Origin of the sequence: Microbacterium sp. (genome assembly GCF_040394595.1) — a bacterium.
GTDB lineage: Bacteria > Actinomycetota > Actinomycetes > Actinomycetales > Microbacteriaceae > Microbacterium.
This window is the reverse complement of record NZ_JBEBSA010000004.1, coordinates 133,352-157,266: the sequence shown is the minus strand read 5'-3', so window position 1 is coordinate 157,266 and position 23,915 is coordinate 133,352. Positions and strand designations below refer to the sequence as shown.

Below are 23,915 nucleotides of genomic sequence, written 5' to 3'. Positions count from 1 at the left end.
CGCAGGACGGGGACCCCGCCGCCTTCGGCGGCACCCCGATGCTCGTTCCGGGAGCACCCCCGCGCCCTTGTGTTCCCGGAGCGCTCCGTTGTGTTCCGGGATGGAGCGGCGGGCGGAGGAGAGCGAAGACAGCGGAGAGAGGAGAATGGGAGGCATGGCGTCACCGATCGGACAGCCCACGCGGGGCACGACCGGCACCAACCGGCTGCGGCGCAACGACCGCGCGATCGCCGCTTCCCGGGCCTTCCGCAAGGCGGCTGACCCTCTCGTGATCGACCTGGGCTTCGGCGCCAGCGGCGTCACGGCCTTCGAGCTCGCCCGCCGGCTGCGGACCGTCCGCGACGACGCCGAGGTCCTCGGCCTCGAGCTCGACCCCGGACGCGTGACAACCGCTCGTCGCCAGCTCGAGGAGGTGCGCGCCGGGGACACGGGGTTCCCCTCCGACCTCCCGGTGGGCTTCGCGCGCGGAGGCTTCGAGGTGCCGGTCCCCGGCGGGCGGCGGCCCGCGGTCATCCGCGCGATGAACGTGCTGCGGCAGTACGACGAGGCCGACGTCGCACAGGCCTGGCAGACGGTGGGCGCGCGACTCGCACCCGGCGGCCTGCTGTTCGAGGGGACCTGCGACGAGATCGGACGGGTCGCCTCCTGGGCGGAGGTCGACGCCGACGGCGCCCCGCAGTGCTTCACGATCTCGCTGCGGCTCTCGGACCTCGAGCGCCCGGGTATCGTGGCCGAGCGGCTGCCGAAGGCCCTCATCCACCGCAACGTCCCCGGCGAGCGCGTGCACGGACTGCTGCAGGCGCTCGACCGCGAGTGGGAGCGGGCCGCGCCCCTGTCGGCGTTCGGCGCGAGCCAGCGCTTCATCGCGGTCGCGGGCGCGCTGCGCGATCAGGGCGTCCCCGTGCGGGGCGACAGGCGGCGCTGGCGGCTCGGCGAGCTCACGGTGCCGTGGAGCGTCGTCGCCCCGGCGGCCTGAGCCGATCCGCCGACTCCCCGGGGACGTCTTCAACCCCGCGCTCGCACAGCCGGTCGAGGCCGGTGGGGGCCCCACGGCGCTGGAACGCGCGCAGGCGGGCATGTTCGCGCAGGTGGGCATGTTTCTGCAGTGCGGGCTGCCGCACCTTGTCGAACCGGCTTCCGGTCACCCCCGCGCACGGCGTCGATGTGCTCCGGATCGGCTCCGTCGATCACCTCGTGCGTGCGCACCGGCTCCTCGGCATCCACGGGCTCCGCCCGCATCCGCACGCCATCCGGCAACGCTCCTCGAGGGGGACACAGCCCGGACCGCCCGGGGTTCAGTGCGCGGCGCGGGGATCCTCGCCGGCAGGCCGCCGCGAGAGCCGGGTGAGGCGGGGGACGTCGGCGGTGGCGCCGGCGTCGGCCGGCACGATCACCTGCTGGGCCGCGGCGACGTCGACGCCATCGGCACGGACGACGAGATCGCCGACCGGCGCCCGGCGGGAGAGGATCGCGAGCGCGATCGGACCGTCCTCATGGTGGCGCGCGACCGAGGTCACCCGGCCGACCTCCTCGTCGCCAGCGAGCACCGGGGCGCCGGGCTCCGGCAGCACCGCGTCGCTCCCGTCGAGCTGCAGCGCGACCAGGCGGCGCGGCGGATGCCCGAGGTTGTGCACCTTCGCGACCGTCTCCTGCCCGCGGTAGCAGCCCTTGTTCAGGTGCACCGCGCTGCGGATCCAGTCCGTCTCATGAGGAAGGGACCGCTCATCGACCTCGGTCGACCAGCGTGGTCGCCAGGCGGCGAGCCGCAGGGCCTCGGCGGCGAGCGCACCCGCGACCTCGAGCTCGCCGGCGGCGAGAGGGGCGGCGTCGGAGAGGATCGCGACGCGCCACGCCAGCTCCTCCCCGGGATGCCGATCGGCCTGCGCGTACTGGAACCCGCCGGGCTGGACGTGCTGCCAGGGGTCGGCCCAGACCAGCGGCCCCCCGTTCGGGGCGTCGGCGACCACGGTCTTCTCGGCCTCGCCGCCGGCGACGAAGCCCATCAGGGCCAGTTCGGGGCGCAGGGTCACGGTCGCGCGCGAGCGGAAGACCATCCGCTGCAGCCAGGCGGCGAGCCCCTCGGCGTCTCCGCCATCGGCGATCAGCCACACCGACGATCCGTCTTCGAACACTCCGGCCGCGTGCTCGACGCGTCCCTGCGGATCGAGCACCAGCAGCTCGGTGCTCTCGCCCGGCGCCAGCCCGGTCAGCGCCTGGGAGGTGATCGAGTCGAGCCAGCCGAGCCGGTCCTCGCCGGCCACCTCGATCACGGTGCGGTCCTCGAGCGGAACGACGGCCGCCCCCGCCGCCAGCCGGCGCTGCTCGGTGATCGGATCGCCGAAGTGGGCGATCGCCGCGCCGTCGCGCACCGCCCCCGGCCTCTGATCGAATGCGGGCACGTCAGACCCTCGCCAGTCGTGCCGAGGCGTGCGGGCGCAGCGCCGTGTCGAAGGCCGCGATGTCCCAGGCCCAGAGCAGATGCCCGTCGACGAGACCGTACATCCGGGAGGCGGCCGTGTAGGGCTTCGCGCCCGCCGGGCGCACCACCGCATCGGTCGCCAGGTCGATCCTCGGACCGGAGATGCGTCCGAGGTAGAGCTCCAGGGTGCCGTCGGAGTGCGCGAGCGACACCTCGAGCGGGAAGCCGTCGCCGGTACGGAGCTCCTCGACGTCTTCGGCGGTGCGAGCGGCCGCCTGCTCCGCGGGAGGCAGCAGCGCCGGACCGGGCTCGGCATCGCCGAGCGCGCGCCCCAGCCGCCAGAAGCCGCTCTCCGCGACGAGCGGGATCGGGGCGTCGCGCCCCTCCGCGCCCAGGAACGAGGCGGTGGCCGCGTAGTTGAGGAACGGGCCACCGTCGTGACTGAAGCTCACGCGATGCGAGAACTCGCCCCGGTGCCGCCGCTCACCGGCGGAGTATTCGATGACCCCGGTGCCCTCCCACACGCCGATCAGCCACGAGAGCGGGCCGAGATCGGCGGGAAGGCCGGTGGGCAGATCGAGCACGATCCGATCAGCGCTGGCCGCGGAACAGGTTGACCAGCACCACGCCGGCCACGAAGACGATCGCGAGGCTCGCCAGCCCCAGCAGACCGAGGAAGAAGTATTCGAGCGCGAGGACGTCCATGCCTCCACTCTAGCCTCTCGTCACCGCTGAGGAGCGGAGCGGGTCAGAACGCGGGGATGAGCGCCGCGATGCCGAATCCGACCGAGATGAGACCCATCACGACGAGCGCGCCGACCACGCTCGCGGACAGGCGCACGATGAATCCCTCCACCTGCGCATAGAAGAGCTGCACCGCGAAGGACAGCAGCACGATGATGCCGAAGGCGACGAGCAGCCAGGGCACGCGGTCGGCCTCGGGCAGCACGATGCCCAGCACGACGGCGGCCACGAGGGCGACGCCCCACACGGCGAAGACGCCGTGGTAGGCGTTCCGCGGCGCGAGCGCAGGTTCGGTCATGCCTCTATCTTCCCCCACGAGTCGGCCGAGGCGGGAGATGACGCGATCCACGGCTGCGCGCCGGCGGGTGGCTAGCATGGTCTGGTGGCCCGGCTGCTGCTGTTCTCTGCGGATGCGGACGCCGTGCTGCCCTCGCTCGAGCTCCTGCCGCACCAGGTGCGTCGTCATCCTGCCTCTCCCGCGCACGTCGCCTCAGCGCCGGAGGCCGATGTCCTGCTCGTCGACGGGCGCACCGACCTCGTCGGGGCGAAGACCCTCTGCCGCCTGCTGACGGGAACCGTCGGCGCCTCCTCCCCCGTGCTGCTGATCGTCACCGAGGGCGGACTGTCGGCCGTGTCTGCCGACTGGGGCTTCGACGACGTGCTGCTCGCCGCCGCGGGGCCCGCCGAGGCGGACGCCCGCATCCGGCTGGCGATCTCCCGCGCCGCCGCATCGGAGCCGGACCGGGTGCAGGCGTCCGGGGTGACGATCGACGAGCAGTCGTATTCGGCCAAGCTGCACGGCAAGCCGCTCGACCTCACCTACAAGGAGTTCCAGCTGCTGCACTTCCTCGCCACGCATCCCGATCGCGTGTTCACCCGCGAGCAGCTGCTCAGCGAGGTGTGGGGATACGACTACTTCGGCGGCACCCGAACGGTGGACGTGCACGTGCGGCGGCTGCGGGCGAAGCTCGGCGACGCCGACCAGATCATCGGCACGGTGCGCAACGTCGGCTACCGCTTCAACATCTACGACGACCACCCGACCGAGGCGTCCTGAGTTCACCCGCTGGTCACTCGTCGATGCGAGGATGTACGCATGATCGATCCCGCACTGGCAGACTCCGGGCTCGGCGACGCCGAGGACGACGACTTCGACGCCCTCGAGGAGCCGGACTCGCTGCTGCCCGACCACCGCTACCTCGACCGGGAGCTGAGCTGGCTCGCGTTCAACCAGCGCGTGCTCGAGCTCGCCGAGGATCCGACGCTGCCCGAGCTCGAGCGGGCGAACTTCCTGGCGATCTTCGCCAGCAACCTCGACGAGTTCTTCATGGTGCGCGTCGCGGGCCTCAAGCGACGCATCCTCACCGGCCTCGCCGTGCCGACCAACGTCGGGCGCGCGCCCACGGACGTCCTCGCGGACATCTCCGCCGAGGCCCACAAGCTGCAGCTCCGCCACGCCGACGCCTGGACACAGCTCGTGCGTCCCGCCCTGGCCGAGAACGGCGTGGAGATCACCGACTGGTCCGATCTCACCGACGGTGAGCGCAGTGCGCTGACCGAGTATTTCCAGGCGCAGGTCTTCCCCGTGCTCATGCCGCTCGCGGTCGACCCGGCCCACCCGTTCCCGTACATCTCGGGGCTCTCCCTCAACCTCGCGATCCGCATCCGCAACGCTCGCACCGGACGCCAGGAGTTCGCGCGTCTGAAGGTGCCGCCCATGCTCCCCCGCTTCGTCATGGTCCCCGGCGGCGGTGAGATCGTCCGCTTCATCCGCCTCGAGGAGCTCATCGCCAACCACCTCGGCGACCTCTTCCCGGGCATGGAGGTGCTCGACCACCACGCCTTCCGCCTCACCCGCAACGAGGACGTGGAGATCGAGGAGGACGAGTCCGAGAACCTCATCCAGGCGCTCGAGGCCGAGCTGCTCAAGCGCCGGTTCGGTCCGCCGATCCGCCTGGAGATCACCGACGACATGGACGACGTGACCCTCGAGCTGCTCATCACCGAGCTCGACATCACCGACCAGGAGGTCTACCGTCTCCCCGGCCCGCTCGACCTGCGCGGGCTGTTCGACCTGTCCCGCATCGACCGTCCCGACCTGCGCTACCCGCCGCACCTCCCGACGACCGCGGTGGCCTTCCAGCCCGGCGACAGCAACGAGCGCCCCGACGTCTTCAAGGCGATCGGCAAGGGCGACGTGCTGGTGCACCACCCCTACGAGTCGTTCGCGACCAGCGTGCAGGCCTTCCTCGAGCAGGCCGCCCGCGACCCGCACGTGCTCGCCATCAAGCAGACGCTGTACCGCACCTCGGGCGACAGCCCGATCGTGCAGGCGCTGATCGACGCCGCCGAAGCGGGCAAGCAGGTGCTCGCCCTCGTCGAGGTGAAGGCGCGGTTCGACGAGGCGAACAACATCGTCTGGGCGCGCAAGCTCGAGAAGGCGGGCGTGCACGTGGTCTACGGGCTCGTCGGCCTGAAGACGCACTGCAAGCTCGCGCTGGTGATCCGCGAGGAGGACGGCGTGCTGCGCCACTACTCGCACGTCGGGACCGGCAACTACAACCCGAAGACCAGCCGCATCTACGAGGACTTCGGGCTGTTCACCGCCGACGCTCAGGTGGGCAAGGACCTCACGCGCCTGTTCAACGAGCTCAGCGGCTACGCGATCGAGAAGAAGTTCAAGCGCCTGCTCGTCGCACCGCTGCACCTGCGCAAGGGGCTGCTGCGGCTCATCAACGCCGAGCGGCAGAACGCCGAGGACGGGAAGTCCGCGCGCATCCGCATCAAGGTCAACTCGATGGTCGACGAGCAGATCATCGATGCGCTCTACCGCGCCAGCCAGGCCGGGGTGAAGGTGGAGGTGTGGGTGCGCGGGATCTGCAGCCTGCGCACCGACCTCCCGGGCGTGAGCGACAACATCACGGTGCGCAGCATCCTCGGCCGCTATCTGGAGCACTCCCGGATCTTCGCCTTCGACAACGACGGCGATCCGCAGGCGTACATCGGCAGCGCCGACATGATGCACCGCAACCTCGACCGCCGGGTGGAGGCCCTGGTGCGGGTGAGCGAGCAGCGCCATGTGAAGGAGCTCATCGCACTGTTCGACAAGGCGATGGACGAGGGCACCAACTCCTGGCACCTCGGCGGGGGCGGCGTGTGGACGCGCTTCGCGGAGTCGGCGCAGGGGAAGCCGCTGATCGACCTGCAGGATGAGACAATGGCGCAGGTGCAGCGCAAGCGCCGGCCGCGCGCGACCCGCTGACCTCGAACGGCATGTCGATCTCCTGAATGGCACCATGATCCCGACCACCATCGCGAAGGCATCCGACAGAGCCGTGTACGCGGCGGGCGCGGTCGTGTGGCGCCTCGTCGAGGGCAAGCTCCGCGTGCTGCTGATCCACCGCACGAAGTACCGCGACGTCACGCTGCCCAAGGGCAAGGTCGACCCCGGTGAGATGCTCGCCGAGACCGCGGTGCGCGAGGTGCACGAGGAGACCGGCATCCGTGTCGCGCTCGGCGCGCCCGTCGGCGTGAGCAGGTACTTCCTGAAACCCAAGCGGCAGAAGGTCGTGCACTACTGGGCCGCCGAGGCGACCGACGACGCGATCCGGAAGTCGGCTTTCGTGCCCAACAACGAGATCGCGGCGGTCGAATGGGTCGGCCTGAAGAAGGCGCGGGCCCGGCTGAGCTACCCGGTCGACGTCGAGATCCTCGACAACTTCACCCGGCTCGTCGACGACGGCGTGCTGCACACGTTCCCGCTCATCGCGCTGCGTCACGCCAAGGCGACCGCGCGCTCGGACTGGGACGGCGCCGATGCCGCGCGACCGCTCACGGGCCGCGGACTCGCCCAGGCGAAGGCCATCGTGGGACCGCTGCGCGCCTTCGGCGTGCGCCGCGTCGTCACCAGCGACGCGGTGCGCTGCGTGCAGACCGTCGCGCCCCTCGCGAAGACCATGAAGCGCAAGCCGGTGCTCACCGACCTCATCAGCCAGGACGCCTGGGAGGACGGAGTCTCCGACATCCGCGCCGTGATCGGCAAGCGCGTCCGGGCCCGCAAGTCCGCGGTGATCTGCAGCCATGGGCCGGTGCTGCCCGGCATCCTCTCGGAGATCGCCCTCGCCACCGGCACGCTGCACGGCTCCTACGTCGGCAGCGCGAGCGCCCTGGAGGTGGGCGCCTTCTCCGTCGTCCACCTCTCGGCCACCAATCCCGGCTCCGGCATCATCTCGATCGAGACGCACGACCCTCAGGTCTGATCCGGCGTCTTTCCGCGGGACGGCACCGTCGCGCCGCGTGCCGTTCACCTTCCGTTCACCCGCCCGGGAGAGTCTCGTTAACCGTCGCTCATAACGTCACTGTGTGCCCTGCACCGGGCCCGAAACCCACCCACGATCGAACGGATCCACAGTGAAGATCTCCCGCATCGCCCGCATCAGCGCCGTCGGCGCTGTCGCCGCTCTCGCCCTCGCCGGCTGTGCCGCGAACGAGACCCCCGCGCCTGGCGGCTCCGACAAGCCCACCGCCTCCAGCCTCAGCGGCAACCTCGTCGGCGGCGGCGCCACCTCGCAGGAAGTCGCCATCTCCGCCTGGACCAAGCAGTTCCAGACCGCGAACCCCGACGTCACCGTCGACTACGACCCGCAGGGCTCCGGCACCGGACGCGAGTCCTTCGCCGCCGGCGCCTACACCTTCGCCGGCTCGGACCGCGCGTTCAAGACCGACGAGCTCACGTCCATGACCTTCAAGGGCTGCGCCGCCGACTCCGGCATCGTCGAGGTCCCGGCCTACATCTCGCCGATCGCCGTCATCTTCAACCTCGACGGCGTCGACAAGCTCGAGCTGGACCCGCAGACCCTCGCCGGCATCTTCGCGGGCACCATCACCAAGTGGAACGACCCGAAGATCGCCGCCACCAACTCGGGCGTCACGCTCCCCGACCTGGCGATCAACCCGGTGCACCGCGCCGACAAGTCGGGCACCACCGGCAACTTCACCGACTACCTCGGCGCCGCCGCGGCCGACGTCTGGACCCACGGCTCGGTCGAGGAGTGGCCGATCAAGTCCGGCGAGGCCGCTCAGGGCACCTCGGGCGTCGTCCAGGCCGTCGAGGGCGGCAAGGGCACCATCGGCTACGCCGACGCCTCGCGCGCCGGCAAGCTCGGCACCGTCTCGGTGAAGGTCGGCGACAAGTTCGTCGGCTACTCGCCGGAGGCCGCGGCCGCGATCGTCGACCACTCGCCGCTCGAGGAGCGCAAGGGCAAGGGCGACCTGGCCGTCAAGCTCGACCGCACCAGCGACAAGGAAGGCGTCTACCCGATCGTCCTCGTCAGCTACCTGATCGGCTGCGAGCAGTACGCCGACGCGAAGCAGGCCGCACTGGTCAAGGGCTTCTTCAACGTCGCGATCAGCGCCGACGGCCAGAAGGCCGCCGCCGAGGCCGCGGGCAGCGCCCCGATCTCGGACGACCTGCGCACCAAGGCCCAGGCCGCGGTCGACCTGATCAAGTGATCCACCGCGGCGGTCCGGGGAGCAGACGCTCCCCGGACCGCCGCTGGCTCGACATCCCATCCAGGAGAACTGAGGAATCATCCCGATGACCACCACGGCCACTGCGACTCCGACGGCGAAGCAGCGCCCGGGCGATCGATGGTTCTCCGGATCGGCGCTGTTCGCCGGTTCGATGATCCTGGTCACCCTCGCTGCCGTCGCCGTCTTCCTCGTCGTCCAGTCGATCCCCGGCCTCGTCGCCACCAAAGAGGACGCGTCGATCCTCAAGGACAACTTCTGGGGCTACGTCGGCCCCCTCGCGTTCGGCACCATCTGGGCCGCTGCGCTGGCGCTGCTCATCGCGGTGCCGCTCTCCATCGCGGTCGCGCTGTTCATCTCGCACTACGCACCGCGCCGGCTCTCGCAGGGCCTCGGCTACATCGTCGACCTGCTCGCCGCCGTCCCCTCGGTCGTCTTCGGCATCTGGGGCATCGCGGTGCTCGCGCCGGCCGCCCTCCCGGTGTACACCTGGCTGACGCAGAACCTCGGCTGGATCCCGCTCTTTGACGGCAACCCCTCCGGCCGCAACATCCTCACCGCCGCGATCGTGCTCGCCGTGATGGTGCTCCCGATCATGACCGCGATCTGCCGCGAGATCTTCCTCCAGACCCCGCCGCTGCACGAGGAGGCCGCCCTGGCCCTCGGCGCGACCCGCTGGGAGATGATCCGGATGGCCGTGCTGCCCTTCGCGCGCGGCGGCATCGTCTCGGCCGCGATGCTCGGTCTCGGCCGTGCTCTCGGCGAGACGATGGCGGTCGCCATGGTGCTCTCCGCCTCGGGCGGCATCACTTGGCGCCTGCTCACCGCGCAGAACCCGAACACCATCCCCGCGAACATCGCGCAGACCTTCCCCGAGGCGTACGGCGTCAACGTCAACGTCCTGATCGCCACGGGCCTCATCCTCTTCGTCGTCACGTTCCTGGTCAACGCGGTCGCGCGGTGGATCGTGAACCGCCGCAAGGAATTCTCGGGAGCGAACTGACATGACCATCACCGCTACTCCCCCGGCCGTGCAGACGCCGCGTTCCATGCGGATCACCAACGGCCACCTGCCCTCCTGGTCGCCCTGGGCGATCCTCGGCATCTCCTTCGTCATCTCGGCCGCCGTCTTCGGCGTGATCGCGGTCGGCGGCGCGGGCTTCAACGTCGTCGGCATGATCATCGTCGGCGCCCTGCTCTACCTCGTGCTGATCGGCGTCGTCTCCACCGTCGTCGAGGGCCGCCGCAAGGCGACCGACCGCGTCGTCACGGGACTGGTCACCGGCGCCTTCGCCCTCGCGATGGTCCCGCTCGTATCGGTGGCGATCACCGTGGTGCAGAACGGCGTCGCCGGGCTCACCGCGGAGTTCTTCTCCAGCTCGATGCGCAACGTCGTCGGCGAGGGCGGCGGCGCCCTGCACGCGATCATGGGCACGGTGATCATCACCCTCGCGGCGGCGGTCGTCTCGATCCCGATCGGCCTGCTCACCGCGATCTATCTCGTCGAGTACGGACGCGGACGCCTCGCGCGCGGCATCACCTTCCTGGTGGACGTCATGACCGGCATCCCGTCGATCGTCGCCGGCCTCTTCATCTACGCCCTGTTCGCGCTGCTCGTAGGCCCGGGCATCCGCCTCGGCGTGATGGGCGCGCTGTCGCTCGCGGTGCTGATGATCCCCGTCGTCGTCCGCTCCAGCGAGGAGATGCTGCGGTTGGTCCCCAACGAGCTGCGCGAGGCGTCCTTCGCGCTGGGCGTCCCGAAGTGGCTGACCATCCTCAAGGTGGTGCTGCCCACGTCGATCGCCGGCATCGTCACCGGCGTGATGCTCGCGATCGCCCGCGTCATCGGCGAGACCGCGCCGCTGCTGATCACCGCGGGCTTCACCGCCTCGATGAACTACAACCTCTTCGACGGGCGCATGATGACGCTGCCGGTCTTCGTCTACACGCAGTACATGAACCAGGGCATCCCGCCCGAGGCGTACGTCAACCGCGCCTGGGCGGCCGCGCTCGTCCTCATCCTCATCGTCATGGCGCTGAACCTCATCGCCCGACTCGTCGCCAAGTTCTTCGCTCCGGCCAAGGGCCGCTGAGCACCACCCGAAGGAATATCGTGTCCAAGAGCATCGAAGTCAACGACCTCAACGTCTACTACGGCGACTTCCTCGCCGTCGAGGGCGTGTCCCTCGACATCCAGCCGCGCAGCGTCACCGCGTTCATCGGCCCCTCGGGCTGCGGCAAGTCCACGTTCCTCCGCACCCTCAACCGCATGCACGAGGTCATCCCCGGCGCCCGCGTGGAGGGCGAGGTGCTGCTCGACGGCAAGGACCTCTACGGCACGGGCGTCGACCCGGTGCTCGTGCGCCGCCAGGTGGGCATGGTGTTCCAGCGCCCCAACCCGTTCCCCACGATGTCGATCCGCGAGAATGTGCTGGCCGGCGTCAAGCTGAACAACAAGCGCATGTCGCGCTCCGACGAGGACGTGCTGGTCGAGCGCTCGCTGATGGGCGCCAACCTCTGGAACGAGGTCAAGGACCGCCTCGACAAGCCCGGCTCCGGGCTCTCCGGCGGCCAGCAGCAGCGTCTCTGCATCGCCCGCGCGATCGCGGTCGCACCCGAGGTGCTGCTGATGGACGAGCCCTGCTCCGCCCTCGACCCGATCTCGACCTACGCGATCGAGGAGCTGATCGGCGAGCTCAAGAACGAGTACACGATCGTGATCGTCACGCACAACATGCAGCAGGCCTCGCGTGTGAGCGACAAGACCGCGTTCTTCAACATCGCGGGCACCGGCAAGCCCGGCAAGCTCATCGAATACGACGACACCACGACGATCTTCACCACGCCGTCGGTGCAGGCCACCGAGGACTACGTCTCGGGCCGCTTCGGGTGATCCATCGCCCGTCCGTCCAGGATGCCGCGGCCCCTCGGGCCGCGGCATCCTGCGTCTCGGCACCGATACGCTGAGGGCATGCGCGACGGGGCGGACAGGGACGGGCAGCCCTCGGAGCGCCCGCCCGAGCCGCTCCGTTCCCGTGCCTTCGCGCTCTTCTGGAGCGCCAGCACGATCCGGGCCTTCGGAGGCGCGATCGCGGGGATGGCCCTCCAGGTCCTGGTCGTCACGATCCTCGACGCGAGCCCGTTCGAGATCAGCGTCCTCAACGCGACGGGCGTGGTCCCCTACCTCTTCTTCGGACTGATCATCGGCGCACTGATGGACAGGTGGCGCCGCCAGCGCACGCTCGTGATCACCAGCATCGGGCGCGCCGCCGCCCTGGCCGCCATCCCGGTGCTCATGCTCACCGGCACGCTCACGTTCTGGTCGCTGACGACGATCGTCCTGCTGCTCGGGGTGCTGACGCTCTTCGCCGACTCCGCCGCCCAGCCCTTCCTCCCGCGCATCGTCCCGCGGAGCTCGCTCGTGCTCGCCAATGCGCGGCTCGGCCAGAGCCAGACGGTGGCCGAGACCGCAGGGCCCGCGCTCGGCGGCGCCCTGCTGAACCTGCTCGGGCCGCCGATCCTGTTCGCCTTCGACGCGGTCATCAACGCGATCGCCGCGATCCTCCAGGCACGCATCCCCGTCGAGGAGCCCCGCGCCCGGCCCCGTGAGCCGGGGAGCCATGTGTGGCGCGACATCGCCGAGGGCATGCGCTACACCTACCGGCACCGCACCCTCCGCCCGCTGGCCCTCTCCGTGCACACCTGGTTCCTCGCCAACAGCATCGTCACGACCGCGTTCGCCGTCTTCGTCCTCCGCGAGCTGGGGCTGCCTCCCTGGGCGTTCGGCATCGCGCTGGCGTTCGGCGGCGTCGGAGGGTTCCTCGGCGCCGTCATCGCACCCCGCATCGGCATGAGGCTCGGCGCCGGGCGCGCGATCCTCCTCGGCCGCGCTCTCGTCGTGCTCCCCTGGGCCGCGCTCGCGGCGGTACCGCTCACCGCGGGCGTCGGCGTCGGCGTCGTGCTCGCCGTGGTGTCCGCCGCACAGTTCGTGTACTGCCTGGCGATGGGCATCGAGGACGCGAACGACATCGCCTACCGCCAGGCGACCGCGCCCGATGGCATCCAGGGGCGGATGAACTCCACGATCCGCACGGTGAACCGGGTGGTGTTCTTCTTCGGCGCCCTGCTCACCGGCGCGCTCATGACGCTGCTGGGGTACCGCCCGACCATCGGGATCGGCGCCGCGGTGTTCGTCGTCGCGACGATGGTCGTGCTCCTCTCGCCGCTGAGGAACGCGCGGCACGAGGACGCCACCGTCCCGGAATGACCGCCTCCGGGGAAGGAGAAAGGCCGCGCCCCGAGGGACACGGCCTTTCTCCTTCTCGGCGGATGCCGATCAGAACGGAAGCTTCTTGTCGGTGAGCTGGTCGGCGGTCGGCGCGACGATGTCGAGCGGCTCGCCCCACTTGCTGTAGTCGACCTGGACGGGCGTACCGGCGACGTCCATCTTGTAGCGGCGCACCAGGTCGTCGGGGCCGATGAACATCTCATAGTTGATCGTCTTGCCGAGCTTGGACTCGGCAGGGACCTCGTTGCCCATCGCCTTGAACAGCTTCGCCGTGTCGAGCGTCAGCACGTAGCGGGCGGCGTCCACGCCGTCGAGCTTCTCCGAGCCGTCCTGCTTGAAGTCGACGAGCGCGGTCTTGAAGGCGCCGAGCTGAGCGGTCACGTCCGCCTGGCTCGTGCCGAGCTGCTTCTCCAGCTGGCTGCCTGCGCCGTCGAGCTTGGCGAACTTGTTGTCGGTCATCGCGCCGAGGTTCATGTAGGTGACCCCGTCGACGATGCGGATCTCCATCTGGTTGCCGTCCGGCATCTTGGACGTCATCGACATGGCGATCTTCTTCGGGTCCTTGTCGATCTTCATCTGACCGGTCGTGGCGACGGTCTGACCCTGAACGGTCATGCTCTGCGAGATCTCGGCGGTGCCCGCCTTCTGCTGCGCGTCGGTGATGCGCTGCACGAAGTTGTCGGCGGTCAGCGCGCCGCCGCCGTCGTCCTTCTTCCCCTCCGGCTGCTGGCTTGCCGAGCCCTTCGAGGACTCGGGCTTGGTGTTGTCCCCCGTGCTGCAGGCGGTGATGCCGAAGCCCGCAACGAGAGCGATGGTCGTGGCCGCGATGGCGCGTTTCCAGATTGTGCTCATGGAAAGAGCCTAAGGGGCGCACAGGAATGCTCACGACCAGCCTGACGCCCCGGCCTCTCAGCGCGGGGAGAGCAGGAACGCGTTCAGTTCGGCCGTGAGCGGGTCGATCGCCAGGGACGCCCCGTCGATCGCGGTGATCGGAGCGGCCAGGCGCACGCTGGAGACCAGCCAGGCGGCATCGGCCCGGGAGAGGTCGGTTGCCGGGATCTGCGCGTATCCGGCGTCGTGGCCGAGCCCGGCGAGGTGTTCATACACGCTCAGCTGCGTGGTGCCGTGCAGGATGCCGCCGGAGGGCGCCGGCGTGACGAAACGATCGCCGAAACGGAGGATCAGCGACGCCGTCGGCGCCTCGAGCACGTACCCGTCCGAGGTGAGGAACACCGCGTCGTCGGCGCCGCGACGGTGGGCTTCCCGCAACGCCGCCATGTTCACGGCGTAGGAGAGGGTCTTGGCTCCGAGCAGGAGCCAGGGGGCGCGCTCCGCCGCGCCGACGTCGTAGCCGCGGTCGAGAGTGACGACGCGGATGCCCCGGGTGCGCGCCGCGGAGAAGTCCGCGGCCTTCGACGCCGTCGCCCAGGCGGTGGGCGTCGGGCCGTGCTCGACGCCCCTGCTGAGGATGAGCTTGACGACCGCCTCCCCCGGAGGGCACTCCGCGGCGGCGACCGCGACCGCCTGGCGCCACTGCTCGAGGTTCGGGGCGGGGAGGTCGCACAGTGCGGCGGAGTGCGCCAGGCGCTGCACGTGGGGCTCGATCTCCTGCGGGTGGCCGTCGATCACGCCGATCGACTCGAACACCCCGTCGCCCCGCTGCGTGCTGAGCTCCCCCACGCTGAGAGCAGGTGCCGAGGCGTCGACGGCGGTGAACGAGTCGGCGAAGTCGGCGCGCTCCTCATCGGCGTCGGCGGGGACGATCATCAGCGCGAAGCGGGTGGCCATGGATGAAGCCTACGGCGATCGGGAATACCCGCGGGCGCGGCGCGTTACACTTGATCGGCCGGGCCGCATAACCCCGGGCTCCAACTTCTGCCGCTGCGAGCGGCCTTCCGCCGAGAGGCGTTCTTGCGGCCCGGTCTTTCTCTGCCCGCGATAAGCGGTCGGGGCCTCTGGCCGTCAGATCAGCACGCCGCGCCGCCACGCCGCGGCGCACGCGGTGAGGTCCTCGGCCGACGTGGTCAGCCGGTACGCGCGCTGCGTGAGCGCCGTCGCGCGTTGCGGCTCCGTTCCTTCGTCGTCGTCCGCCGCGTGCGTGGCCCCGGCGGCGACGACCCGGCAGAACGCCGCGGCCCGATCGAGCGCGACCGCGAAGTCGCCGCGGAAGACGCCGTGCAGGATCGTGTCGATCAGCGCGCCGAGCTCCTCCGGGCTCGCCGGCGTCGGCGCCCCCGCGATCACGGCGTCGGCCGTGCGCAGCTCGACCCGCCCGCGCTCGTAGAGCAGCGCCGTGAGCGCCGGATCCCCCTGGATGGACGCCTGCAGCAGGTACAGCCGCCAGAGCGCCCCGGGCAGCGAACGGGCCGGCGCCTTGGCCCACACCTCCGCGATCTCGTCGATGCCGTGCTCGGCGGTGAAATCGATCAGTCGCTGCGCGGTCTCGCCCGTGGCATCCGTGCGCGCCCGCTCCAGAAGCGCAGACGCCGTCGTATGGGCCACCCGCAGGTCATCGGCCGGGTCCCCGGCGCCGACGATGTTGTCGAATGACGCGGAGGGACGGCGGACGGGGCGGTGGAAGGGCTTCGGCACCGACCCAGGCTACGCGCGATGCCCGGACGGCACACCCATGCGCGCGCCCTAGACTGGAGGGGACGGGCCTGTAGCTCAGTTGGCAGAGCATCGGACTTTTAATCCGCGGGTCGAGGGTTCGAGCCCCTCCGGGCCCACCTCTCCCTGCCCGGGGATCCTTTCTCAGCGCCCCACGGCGAGCGCGACGCCGGCGATCAGCGGGGCGACCGTGACCACCAGGATGAACGCGCGCTCGCTCACTCCGAACGTCCGGGTGCGCAGCCGCGGGAGCACGAGCGAGATCACGAGGGCACCCAGCGCGACCGCGGCGACCACGTCGAGCACGCCGAGGACAGATGCCGCCGGACCGTCGAGCAGACGACCGAGGGGGCCGATCGTGCCGTAGGCGATCGCGAACCAGGCGATCGCGAAGAGCAGATGGACCCGCCCGCGGAGGGTCGCCGGCGTCCCCGTGCGATCGGTCGGGACGAACGGCATGGCTGCGAGCACCACGCCGAGCACGAGCAGCCAGATGCCGACCGCCACCCGCCCGTCGCCGAGCCCCGTGTCGAGCAGCACGCCGGCGCCGAGCACCAGCCAGGCCGCGGCCGCGGCCCAGGACGCCGTGGCGGCCAGAGTCCTCGTGCGCCGCGAGTCCGACGCCGCGTAGTCGCTCACGGTGTCGCGCACCGGGTGGATGCCGCCGGGCATCAGATGCAGCGCGAGGAAGAGCACGAGCCGGAGCGCGAACAGCGCGGCGGCGAGGACGAGGAGGGGAAGAGCCATGGGACGCCTTCTTCGAGTTTGTGGAGCGGTACTCCAGGAACGCTAAACCTTCAAGTAGCTTGAAGGTCAAGGAGGACGCATGAGGATCAGGGAACTGGCGCGGCTGACGGGTCTGGCGCCGTCGGCGATCCGCTACTACGAGCAGCGCGACATGTTCAGCCCCGGACAGGTGCGCCGGGATGCGAACGGCTATCGCGACTACACCCCGGGAGCCCTGCGCCGCGTGGAGCTGATCCTCGCCGGACGCGCCGCCGGCTTCTCGCTCGCCCAGATGCGCGGCCGTATGCAGGACTGGGAGACCATGGCCGACGACCGGCGGACCGCGCTCCTCGAAGAGCAGCTGCAGGTGATCGACGAAAGGATCGCGGCGCTCGTCCGCGGTCGTGAGACGGTGCGCGAAGCCCTCGCCGCCCTCGCGGCCCCGCACCGGGGAGAAACGGATCCGGCGGATCGGGAATAGCGAACTTAACTCATGAGTTAAGTTCGCTATGAGCACCGTCACCGACACCGCGCAGCGACTCCGCCTCGAATGCGGCTTCCCCGACATCCCCCTCGCCTCGCCCCGGTCCCGCGACCGCCTCCTCGCGGTCCGCGACGCCGCGGTCGCGGAGTTCCGACTGCACGGCTACCTCGGCGGATCCGTCGACGAGATCGCTCGCGGATCGGGCGTCTCCAAACCGACGATCTACTCGTATTTCGACACCAAGGAGCGTCTGTTCCTCGATGCGATCGGCGACGCCCTCATCTCGGCATACACGGGGCTCTCCCCCGTCGGCGAATGGTCGTCAGCGCGGACCGCCCGCGAAGCCGTGCGCGCCTTCCTCCTCGACTGGGCCCGGCGGCTCCTCTCGCCCGAGACCATCGCACTGCGGCGCACGGTCATCGGCGAGGCGGAGAGGTTTCCGCGCCTCGCATCGCTCTGGGCGCTCACCAACGCGACCTACGGCGACCGCCCCCTCGCGGAGGCGCTGACCGCGATGTCCCGCGCGGGGCTGCTCGACCTCCCGCGCGGAGACCTCCCCCTGCGGCAGCTGATCGCGATGGCGGTCGGCGCTCCGCAGCTGGTCGCGACCTTCCGGCCGGCGGACTTCGACGCCGCCGAGCTGCCCGAGATCGCCGAGGGAGCGGTCGCGGTGTTCTGGAGCTCCTATGGAAAGGAAGACCGATGAGACTCGACGAGTACGCGGAGCTGGACGCGACGGCGGCGACGGCGGCCGTCCGCCGCCGCGAGACGACACCCGAGGAGCTGCAGAGCCTCGCCCGAGACGCCGCCGCCGCGGTGGACGGGCGGATCGGAGCCGTGGTCGAGACCTGGACCGATCCCGAGCCCGCACTCGGCGACGGTCCGTTCGCGGGCGTGCCGATGCTGCTGAAGGACATGGGAGCACCGGTACCGGGCCGCCGCATGGAACTGGGGTCCCGGCTCACGGAGGGCTGGGAGCCCGGGTATCGCGCCGCCCTCGTCGACCGCTTCCGCCGGGCCGGGCTCGTCCCCCTGGGCCGCACGACCATCCCCGAGTTCGCCGCCGCCGTGGTCACGGAGTCCGCGGTGGCGGGTGCGACCCGCAACCCGTTCGCCCCCGACCGCTCGGCCGGTGGATCCAGCGGAGGGAGTGCGGCTGCCGTCGCCGCGGGCATCGTCCCGATCGCGCACGCGACCGATGCCGCGGGATCGATCCGGGTGCCGGCCGCCCACACCGGGCTCGTCGGGCTCAAGCCCAGCCGCGACGCGGTCTCGTGGGCGCCCGACCCGGCCCCGGTCGACGGCCTCGCTGTGCCCTTCGTCGTCACGAGATCCGTGCGCGATGCGCAGACCCTCTTCGCCGAGGTGTCGGACGCGATGCCGGATGCCGAGCGACGACATCTCCGGATCCTGCTGACCGACGGTGCGCTGGGCTCGCGCCCCGCCGCGGCGTCGACCCTCCGCGCTGCGGGGGCGGTGTCCGCCGCGCTGCGGGACGCGGGGCACACCGTCGTCGCGGGCGGTCTCGACCTCGGGGTGGAGTGGCGACGGTTCGCGCACGCGACGAGCGCGATCTGGGCGGCCACCACCGCGGAATGGATCGACGCGCTCGCCGGCCTGCTCGGCCGGGATCCCGACGCCCTGCTCGAACCGCAGACGCGGGCGCTGCGGGAGTACGGCCGCGCCCTCTCCCCCGCAGAGCTCGCCGACAGCCGGGAGGTGCTCGCCCTGACCGACCGGGGCGTCGCGCGGCTCTTCGACGAGGTCGACGTCGTGCTCTCCCCGACCACGCTCGCCCCCGCGCCCCGGATCGGCGAGTTCGGCACCGGGGCGAAGGAGGACGACGGTGAGGCCTGGCTGATGAGGTCGCTCGAGTCCGCCCCTCTCGCGTCGCCGGCGAACGTGACGGGGACCCCGGCCGTGAGCGTCCCGGGCGGGTTCGACGACGAGGCCGGCGTGCCCGTCGGCGTGCAGCTCTGGTCGCGGCACGGCACGGATGCGACGCTGCTCTCCCTCGCCGCGGAGGTCGAGGCGCGGCTGCCCTGGCGCTCCCGGCGCCCCGAGGTCTGGGCGGGGGCCGCGCGATGAGCGCCCCGGTCGTCGACGTGCACGCGCACCTGTGGACGCCGGAGTACATCGACCTGCTCGCCGGATCGGGCGTCGCCGGTCTCGAGATGTACCGCCACCTCGGAGCCGGCGCCGGAGACGCCGACCTCGAGCGTCGCTTCGCGCTGATGGACGACGGCGGGATCGACCTGCAGATCCTCTCGGCCACCCCTCTCGTCCCGCATCTCGACGATCCGGAGGCGGCGATCGCGGCGGCCCGGCATGTGAACGACGAGTACGCCGCGATCGTCTCGCGCTTCCCCGGTCGGTTCCGTGCGTTCCTCGCTCTGCCGCTCCCGCATCTGGAGGCGGCGACGAGGGCGCTCGAACGGCTGGACGACGACGCCTTCGTCGGCGTCGCCCTCACCACGGACATCCTCGGGACCCCGCTCACGGACGTCCGCTTCGATCCGCTGTTCGCCGCGCTCGACGCCCGCTCGGCGACGGTCCTGCTGCACCCCGTGGGCGGAGACGCCCGCAGCGCGCTGCTCGCCGACCGGCCGATGCGCTGGGCGGTCGGCGCACCGATCGAGGACACGATCGCGATGGCGGACCTGCTGCTCGCCGGGCACTTGTCCCGCTTCCCGGGGATCCGCGTGATCGGCACGCATCTCGGCGGGGCGCTGCCGATGCTCCTCCCGCGGATGCAGGCGCAGCAGCCGTGGGAGGCGCCCGACGCTCCCGAGCCGCCGACGACCGCCGCGCGCCGCGCCTGGTTCGACACCGTCACGCACGTCAATCCGGCGGCGCTCCGTGCCGCCTCCGAGGTGCTCGGCGGCGACCGCCTGGTGCTCGGCACCGACTTCCCGTTCCAGGCCGCGGGCGAGCTCGCCGAGGACGCGGCGCTGCTCGGCACCGTGCTCTCCGCCGAGCACGCCTCCCTCGCACGGACGGGGAACGCCGAGGTGCTGTTCCCCGGTCTGCGACAGACACGGGACGGAGCGGGCGCATGACCGTGCACGCGGTGCTCGGCGCAGGAGGGGTGATCGGCCGCGAGACCGTCGCCGCGCTCCGGCGCAGGCACGCCCGGGTGATCTCGGTCGGACGGTCCGCGGGTGCTTCCGACGCCGACGTCGAGTCGCGGCGGGCGGACCTGCTCGATCCCGAGGCGACCCGACGCGCGGTCCGCGGCGCCGACGTGGTGCACCTCGTCGCCGGCCTCCCCTACTCGAGCGCCGTCTGGGAACGGGACTGGCCGGTGATCGTGCGCAATGCGGTGGCGGCCGCCGACGCCGCCGACGCGCGGCTCGTCGCCTTCGACAACGTGTACGCCTACGGTCGCGTGACGGGTCCGATGACCGAGGACGCCCCGCTGCGGCCGGTGAGCAGGAAGGGCGCCGTCCGGGCTCGGGCACGCGAGCTGCTGAGCGGTCTCCCCGGTGTCGCCGTCGCGGTCGCCGCCGACTTCTACGGGCCCGGGGCGCGGACCAGCGTCTTCAACCGGTTCGCGGTCGATCCGCTGCGGCATGGCCGGCGCGGCGCCTGGCTGTTCGACGCGTCGCTCTCGCACTCGATGACGTACACGCCGGACATCGGCGAGGCACTGGCCGTGCTCGGGGAGTCGTCCGAGCACGGCGTCTGGCACCTGCCCACCGCACCCGCCCTCACGGGTGCGGAGTACGTCGAGGCCGCGGGCGGCGCTCCGGGACGGACGCGGGTGATCGGACGCGGCCTGCTGCGCCTCGCCGCGGTCGCCAGCGTCGAGGCGCGGGAGACCCTGGAGATGGCGTACCAGTACGAGGCGCCCTACCTCTTCGACTCCGGACGGTTCGAGAGGCGGTTCGGTCCGACGCCGACGCCGTACGCGACCGGCATCCGGCGCAGCACCCAGGCCGCCGCCGCCTCCTGATCCACGGTCTCCGTTCCGACGCGCCGCCTCAGGCCTGCCGTGCACGGTGGCGGCGCACCGCGTCGCGGTTGGCGCAGCGCACCGAGCAGTAGCGCTGGCGGCCGTTGCGCGTCACGTCGACCACCACCTTCCGGCAGGGCGCCGCGGCGCAGCGTCCCATCCGGTGCATGCCGCGCTCGGAGAGGTGCATCGCGGTGCCCACGCCGAACACGGCACGCATCACGAAGGGAAGGCGGTCGACCTCGTCGCGGTAGTGCAGATGCCACCCCTCCTCGTCGTGGTCGACCAGGCGGGGATACGCCGCGACCATCGCCATCTGCGCATTCAGCTGCGCGGCACGATCCTCCGGCTCCTCGGCGTCGACCACCCGCAGCCAGTCGTCGACGACGATCCGCGTCTCCGTGTGATCGTCGTCACCCACCGCGAACGACATCGTCATCCCGAAGTCGCGTGTCCGCTCGACGATCCCCTCCCGATCCGCGGGCCAGTCGTTCGCGAGGGAGGCCGCGAGCAGCACCGCGTACTCACCGTAAGGGTTGAGATGCATAAGGGCATTACATCAGGCTCGTTCCATGACCGCAATCCACGCCCTCCCCGAGACCTCCGGTATCCCCGTCACCGCGCACGAGCACGGCTGGACGACCGAGTCCTCGCACCGCACGTCCGAGGGTCTCGTCGTGTATGTGCGCTGCACGGCGTGCGGCACCCGCCGCGTCGACCTCCGCGCCGACGGAGGGATGCCGCCCGCCATGCTCAGTCATCCCGTCGTCGCCACCCGCTGAGGCGCGGCGCTCCGCGATCGCACGGCGAGCAGCGCGCAGCCGATCACCGCGACGCCGCCGAGGATCGTCACCCAGGTCAGGTGCTCGCCGAGCAGCAGCGCCGCCCAGCACAACGTCATCACCGGCTGCGTCAGCTGTATCTGGCTGACCTGGGCCATCGGACCGATCGCGAGACCCCGATACCAGGCGAAGAACCCGAGGAACATGCTGACCACAGCGAGATACGCGAACGACGCCCATTCCGCCGCTCCCCCCGTCGGAGGATACTCCGCCATCGCGAGCCCGGTGAGCAGGATCATCAGCGGAGCCGACAGCACGAGCGCCCACGACACCGTCTGCCACGCTCCGAGCTCACGGGCGAGCAGACCACCCTCCGCGTAGCCGATCGCGGCGGCGACCACCGCCCCGAACAGCAGCAGGTCGGAGACGCCGAGACCCCCGAGACCTCCGCCGTTGAGCACGGCGAACAGCACCGCCGCGACCGCCCCGAGCCCCGCGGCGATCCAGAACGAGCGCCGCGGACGCTCCCGCGTGCGGAGCACCGCCGCGACCGCCGTGGCGGCGGGGAGCAGCGCGATCACCACCGCGCCGTGGCTCGCGGGGACGGTGGTGAGCGCGAAGGACGTCAGGAGCGGGAACCCGACCACCACTCCGCCGGCGACGACGGCCAGACGCCACCACTGCACGCCCCTCGGCAGCCGCTGCCGAGTGAGGCCGAGGGCCAGCCCGGCGAGCACTGCGGCGACCACCGCACGCCCGGCACCCACGAACAGCGGGGACATCGCGCCGCCTTCGACGGCGATCCGGGTCAGCGGCACCGTGAACGAGAAGGCCGCGACCCCGAGGAAGCCCCATCCGAGCCCGGCGCGGGAGGATACCGGCGCGGCGACCTTGTGAATAGCGCTACTCTGTTCTTTCATACAACAGCGTAGCAGTTACTATCCCACGCGCTGACGCCGGAGCGCTCTGCCGATCGCCGCCGCGCCGTCGCCGAAACGGGAGGGATCGGGACCGGAGAAGTTCAGCCGGACGAACGCCGCCGGCGGCTCGGCCGGGAACCATTCGGTCCCGGCGGCGATCAGCACGCCCTCCGCCTCGCAGTCCCGCATCAGGCGGTCGGCGTCCGCCCCGTCGGGCAGACGCGCCCAGAGGTTCAGCCCGCCCCGTGGCATCCGCTCGACGCGCAGGGCAGGCGCGTGCTCGGCGAGGCTCGCCGCGAGCAGATCCCTGCGTTCGCGCAGCCGCGTCCGCAGCCCCCGCAGATGGGACCGCCACGCCGGCTGCAGCACGACGTCGAGAGCGGCCGCCTGCAGCACGCCGCTGACGTACATCGACTCGGCGCCCCGGTCGGCGAGGATCCGATCGCGGACCGGACCGCGGGCGATCACGGCCGCGACCCGCACCGCCGGGGAGACGCTCTTGGTCAGCGAGCGCACGTACACGACATGGCCGCCGTCGTCGAAGGCGGCCATCGGCACCGCATCCGCGTCGATCCCGAAGTCATGCGCCCAGTCGTCCTCCACCAGGAAGGCGCCGTGCGCGCGCACGGCGGCCATCACGCGCTCCCGCCGCGCGGGCGACCACTGCACCCCGGTCGGGTTCTGGAAGTTCGGCTGCGCGTAGAAGACCCGAGCGCCGGTCTCCGCGAGGGCGCGGACGAGATCATCGGGGTCGGGCCCCTCCCCGTCGCCCGAGACCGGTACGATCCGCACCCCGGCCTGCGCAGCGGCCAGGATCGCCCCCCAGTAGGTGGGCGACTCCATCACCACCGGCTGCCCGGGATCCGTCAGCGCACGGAACACCGAGCTCAGCGCGCTCTGACTGCCCGGCGCCACGATCACGTCCCGCGCGGCGGGCGGCGTCACCCCGGCCGGTGTGCGCTCCCCCAGCTCACGGGCGAACCAGGCCTGCAGCTCCGGGAGACCGCCGACCGCCGAACGGCTCGTGGCCGCATCGGCACGGGCGGCCCGGGCGAGTGCGGCCCGCACCGCGCGCTCCGGCAGCAGCTCGCCCGCCGGGTAGCCGGAGTGCAGGCCGATCGCGTCGACGGCCGCGTCGCGCATCGGCGTCGAGAGGGCGGGAACTCTGGCCTGCGCGGTGCGCAGCGCTCCGGTCTGCCACCCGAAGTCGAGCGTGCGCGGCGCGCGCCCTCCCCGCACGAAGCTGCCCGCACCGGGCCGGCTCTCCACCAGTCCCAGCCCGACGAGCGTGTGCATCGCCTTCTGCACGGTCACCGGGCTGGCGCCGAACCGGGCCGCGAGCTCTCGGCTCGACGGCAGTCGCGCACCGGGCGCCGCGTCCGAGATCCAGGACCGCAGTTCGCTCACGATCCGATCAGCGCTACTCTCGCTCACAGTCCCCGATGATAGCGGCGGTTC

At 71.5% G+C, this 23,915-nt stretch carries 25 protein-coding genes and 1 tRNA gene; 16 read left to right on the top strand and 10 right to left on the bottom strand.

Annotated features, from left to right (window positions below):
• The first annotated feature begins 145 nt into the window (after positions 1-145).
• Positions 146-976 (top strand): class I SAM-dependent methyltransferase, encoded by an 831-nt coding sequence (locus ABWO84_RS07625; RefSeq protein ID WP_502915400.1) that lies wholly within the window; start codon positions 146-148, stop codon positions 974-976.
• Positions 977-1,295: 319 nt separating this feature from the next.
• Here ABWO84_RS07625 and ygfZ read toward each other — a convergent pair whose 3' ends face one another.
• From ygfZ to ABWO84_RS07610, 3 genes are all read right to left on the bottom strand, one after another.
• Positions 1,296-2,399, bottom strand: a complete 1,104-nt coding sequence (gene ygfZ, locus ABWO84_RS07620; protein ID WP_353113916.1) for a CAF17-like 4Fe-4S cluster assembly/insertion protein YgfZ — start codon at positions 2,397-2,399, stop codon at positions 1,296-1,298.
• A 1-nt stretch (position 2,400) separates the two neighbouring features.
• Positions 2,401-3,003: a heme-binding beta-barrel domain-containing protein gene (locus ABWO84_RS07615; RefSeq protein WP_353113915.1), complete on the bottom strand. Its 603-nt coding sequence runs from the start codon at positions 3,001-3,003 to the stop codon at positions 2,401-2,403.
• Between the two features lie 164 nt (positions 3,004-3,167).
• Positions 3,168-3,461, bottom strand: coding sequence for a hypothetical protein (locus ABWO84_RS07610; protein WP_353113914.1), 294 nt, complete (start codon positions 3,459-3,461; stop codon positions 3,168-3,170).
• Positions 3,462-3,545: 84 nt separating this feature from the next.
• Here ABWO84_RS07610 and ABWO84_RS07605 point away from each other — a divergent pair, with 84 nt between their 5' ends.
• The 8 genes from ABWO84_RS07605 to ABWO84_RS07570 all read left to right on the top strand — a co-directional run bounded on the left by ABWO84_RS07605 (position 3,546) and on the right by ABWO84_RS07570 (position 12,959).
• Entirely contained in the window at positions 3,546-4,220 is a 675-nt protein-coding gene (locus ABWO84_RS07605) for a response regulator transcription factor (RefSeq protein WP_353113913.1), read from the top strand.
• Between the two features lie 39 nt (positions 4,221-4,259).
• Positions 4,260-6,425: an RNA degradosome polyphosphate kinase gene (locus ABWO84_RS07600; RefSeq protein WP_353113912.1), complete on the top strand. Its 2,166-nt coding sequence runs from the start codon at positions 4,260-4,262 to the stop codon at positions 6,423-6,425.
• A gap of 34 nt (positions 6,426-6,459) precedes the next feature.
• Positions 6,460-7,422, top strand: coding sequence for an NUDIX hydrolase (locus ABWO84_RS07595; RefSeq protein WP_353113911.1), 963 nt, complete (start codon positions 6,460-6,462; stop codon positions 7,420-7,422).
• Positions 7,423-7,573: 151 nt separating this feature from the next.
• On the top strand, positions 7,574-8,674 hold the full coding sequence (gene pstS, locus ABWO84_RS07590; protein ID WP_353113910.1) for a phosphate ABC transporter substrate-binding protein PstS: 1,101 nt from the start codon (positions 7,574-7,576) through the stop codon (positions 8,672-8,674).
• Between the two features lie 85 nt (positions 8,675-8,759).
• Complete coding sequence (gene pstC, locus ABWO84_RS07585) at positions 8,760-9,695, top strand: phosphate ABC transporter permease subunit PstC (protein WP_353113909.1); 936 nt, start codon at positions 8,760-8,762, stop codon at positions 9,693-9,695.
• 1 nt (position 9,696) lies between these two features.
• Positions 9,697-10,785 (top strand): phosphate ABC transporter permease PstA, encoded by a 1,089-nt coding sequence (gene pstA, locus ABWO84_RS07580; protein WP_353113908.1) that lies wholly within the window; start codon positions 9,697-9,699, stop codon positions 10,783-10,785.
• A 20-nt stretch (positions 10,786-10,805) separates the two neighbouring features.
• The gene (gene pstB, locus ABWO84_RS07575) at positions 10,806-11,585 is read left to right on the top strand and encodes a phosphate ABC transporter ATP-binding protein PstB (RefSeq protein ID WP_353113907.1); all 780 of its coding nucleotides are present in this window, start codon (positions 10,806-10,808) and stop codon (positions 11,583-11,585) included.
• Positions 11,586-11,663: 78 nt separating this feature from the next.
• Positions 11,664-12,959 carry an MFS transporter gene (locus ABWO84_RS07570; protein WP_353113906.1) on the top strand — a complete coding sequence of 432 codons (1,296 nt, stop codon included), beginning with the start codon at positions 11,664-11,666 and terminating at the stop codon, positions 12,957-12,959.
• Positions 12,960-13,028: 69 nt separating this feature from the next.
• Here ABWO84_RS07570 and ABWO84_RS07565 read toward each other — a convergent pair whose 3' ends face one another.
• From ABWO84_RS07565 to ABWO84_RS07555, 3 genes are all read right to left on the bottom strand, one after another.
• A complete protein-coding gene (locus tag ABWO84_RS07565) occupies positions 13,029-13,832 on the bottom strand; it encodes an SCO4651 family lipoprotein (RefSeq protein ID WP_353113905.1) in 804 nt (267 codons plus the stop codon).
• 57 nt (positions 13,833-13,889) lie between these two features.
• Positions 13,890-14,768, bottom strand: a complete 879-nt coding sequence (locus tag ABWO84_RS07560; RefSeq protein ID WP_353113904.1) for an aminodeoxychorismate lyase — start codon at positions 14,766-14,768, stop codon at positions 13,890-13,892.
• 174 nt (positions 14,769-14,942) lie between these two features.
• The gene (locus tag ABWO84_RS07555) at positions 14,943-15,572 is read right to left on the bottom strand and encodes a DNA-directed RNA polymerase subunit beta (RefSeq protein ID WP_353113903.1); all 630 of its coding nucleotides are present in this window, start codon (positions 15,570-15,572) and stop codon (positions 14,943-14,945) included.
• Between the two features lie 64 nt (positions 15,573-15,636).
• Between ABWO84_RS07555 and ABWO84_RS07550 the strand changes: the two genes are divergently transcribed.
• Positions 15,637-15,709, top strand: a tRNA-Lys gene (locus tag ABWO84_RS07550).
• 25 nt (positions 15,710-15,734) lie between these two features.
• Here ABWO84_RS07550 and ABWO84_RS07545 read toward each other — a convergent pair.
• Positions 15,735-16,337: a DUF998 domain-containing protein gene (locus ABWO84_RS07545; protein WP_353113902.1), complete on the bottom strand. Its 603-nt coding sequence runs from the start codon at positions 16,335-16,337 to the stop codon at positions 15,735-15,737.
• A gap of 79 nt (positions 16,338-16,416) precedes the next feature.
• Here ABWO84_RS07545 and ABWO84_RS07540 point away from each other — a divergent pair, with 79 nt between their 5' ends.
• From ABWO84_RS07540 to ABWO84_RS07520, 5 genes are read left to right on the top strand one after another with little or no spacing between them, the layout of a single operon-like run.
• A complete protein-coding gene (locus ABWO84_RS07540; protein ID WP_353113901.1) occupies positions 16,417-16,797 on the top strand; it encodes a MerR family transcriptional regulator in 381 nt (126 codons plus the stop codon).
• Between the two features lie 28 nt (positions 16,798-16,825).
• Positions 16,826-17,506 carry a TetR/AcrR family transcriptional regulator gene (locus ABWO84_RS07535; protein WP_353113900.1) on the top strand — a complete coding sequence of 227 codons (681 nt, stop codon included), beginning with the start codon at positions 16,826-16,828 and terminating at the stop codon, positions 17,504-17,506.
• On the top strand, positions 17,503-18,888 hold the full coding sequence (locus ABWO84_RS07530; protein ID WP_353113899.1) for an amidase: 1,386 nt from the start codon (positions 17,503-17,505) through the stop codon (positions 18,886-18,888). Before ABWO84_RS07535 ends, ABWO84_RS07530 begins: the two co-directional genes overlap by 4 nt.
• Complete coding sequence (locus tag ABWO84_RS07525; RefSeq protein WP_353113898.1) at positions 18,885-19,859, top strand: amidohydrolase family protein; 975 nt, start codon at positions 18,885-18,887, stop codon at positions 19,857-19,859. Before ABWO84_RS07530 ends, ABWO84_RS07525 begins: the two co-directional genes overlap by 4 nt.
• Positions 19,856-20,755, top strand: coding sequence for an NAD-dependent epimerase/dehydratase family protein (locus tag ABWO84_RS07520; protein WP_353113897.1), 900 nt, complete (start codon positions 19,856-19,858; stop codon positions 20,753-20,755). The genes ABWO84_RS07525 and ABWO84_RS07520 overlap by 4 nt, the downstream gene beginning before the upstream one ends.
• Before the next feature lie 28 nt (positions 20,756-20,783).
• On the opposite strand, the gene ABWO84_RS07515 is transcribed toward ABWO84_RS07520, so the two are convergent.
• Positions 20,784-21,302, bottom strand: coding sequence for a CGNR zinc finger domain-containing protein (locus ABWO84_RS07515; protein WP_353113896.1), 519 nt, complete (start codon positions 21,300-21,302; stop codon positions 20,784-20,786).
• A 25-nt stretch (positions 21,303-21,327) separates the two neighbouring features.
• Here ABWO84_RS07515 and ABWO84_RS07510 point away from each other — a divergent pair, with 25 nt between their 5' ends.
• Positions 21,328-21,537, top strand: a complete 210-nt coding sequence (locus ABWO84_RS07510; RefSeq protein WP_353113895.1) for a hypothetical protein — start codon at positions 21,328-21,330, stop codon at positions 21,535-21,537.
• Here ABWO84_RS07510 and ABWO84_RS07505 read toward each other — a convergent pair.
• Positions 21,513-22,457 carry a DMT family transporter gene (locus ABWO84_RS07505; protein ID WP_353113893.1) on the bottom strand — a complete coding sequence of 315 codons (945 nt, stop codon included), beginning with the start codon at positions 22,455-22,457 and terminating at the stop codon, positions 21,513-21,515. The two genes, ABWO84_RS07510 and ABWO84_RS07505, sit on opposite strands and share 25 nt — an antisense overlap.
• A gap of 18 nt (positions 22,458-22,475) precedes the next feature.
• Positions 22,476-23,891: an aminotransferase-like domain-containing protein gene (locus ABWO84_RS07500; protein ID WP_353113892.1), complete on the bottom strand. Its 1,416-nt coding sequence runs from the start codon at positions 23,889-23,891 to the stop codon at positions 22,476-22,478.
• Between the last annotated feature and the right edge of the window lie 24 nt (positions 23,892-23,915).